This is a genomic window from Protofrankia sp. CiP1_Cm_nod4 (assembly GCF_982290645.1).
On sequence record NZ_CEVIVC010000141.1, the window covers coordinates 2,809 to 3,658 of the forward strand.

Below are 850 nucleotides of genomic sequence, written 5' to 3' on the forward strand. Positions count from 1 at the left end.
TGGTCGGTACCGCTGGGTTGCTCACTGTTGCTCCTGCCGGTGGTGGTGGAGGCGGTCGACGGTCCTGTCGAGTTCGGTGGCGATGGCCGCGCTGCTGTAGCTGCCGCCGGGGACGGTGACACGGCTGATCAGCGCGGTGCCGAGCCCGGCCATCCGCACGGTGTGGTCGACGAAGTCCTCCAGCGGCGGCCAGTCCAGCTCGGGTTTGCTCAGCAGCAGCGACACGCAGCCGTGGACGGCGGCCCACAGGCTCAGCGCGAGCGGGCGCGTCTCCCCGTGGAACACCCCGGCGTCCACGCAGTCCTGGACCGCCCGGATCATCTGCCGCAGCGCCGCCCGGGCGGCCGTCGTCGACGCGGGCGCGCCGGCCGGCCCGGCCGCGCCGGCTGCGCAGCCCTCGTCACGGGCGAGGGGGCGGCCCATCATCAGCAGCCGGTACTGGACGGGATGGTCGAGCCCGAACCGGACGTACGCCATGCCGCCCCGGCGCAGGGCGTCCAGCGGGTCCGCCACGCCGACGGTGGCGGCGGTCAGCCGTTCGTCCAGGTCGCCCCAGATCTTCAGGCAGACGGCGTCAAGGAGCGCGGCCTTGTCGGCGTAGTGCAGGTAGACCGACGGCGTCGTCACGCCGACCCGGCGGGCGACCGCGCGTACGGTGACGGCCTGTTCGTCCCCGGTCTCGACCAGCAGGGCCTCGGCCGCGAACAGGATCTCCTCGGCCAGCCGGCCGCCCTCACCCCGGCGCGCCCTCGTCCGTCCTGCCGATTTCATGGACGAAGGTTGCCAGCGTCAACTTAACCTTGTCAACTCATGCTGTCGCTGTCGCTGTCGCTGTCGCTGTCGCTGTCGC

General features: G+C 72.5%; 1 protein-coding gene. It reads right to left on the minus strand.

All coding sequences use genetic code 11. The features are described from left to right. Window positions 1–21: 21 nt before the first annotated feature. On the minus strand, window positions 22–771 hold the full coding sequence (locus AC5LSR_RS20010) for a TetR/AcrR family transcriptional regulator (RefSeq protein ID WP_250286223.1): 750 nt from the start codon (window positions 769–771) through the stop codon (window positions 22–24). Window positions 772–850: the final 79 nt, after the last annotated feature.

What these genes read in the sequence shown, in the direction of transcription:
- AC5LSR_RS20010 (WP_250286223.1), bottom strand. Translation starts at nt 771, where the DNA reads ATGAAATCGGCAGGACGGACGAGGGCGCGCCGGGGTGAGGGCGGCCGG.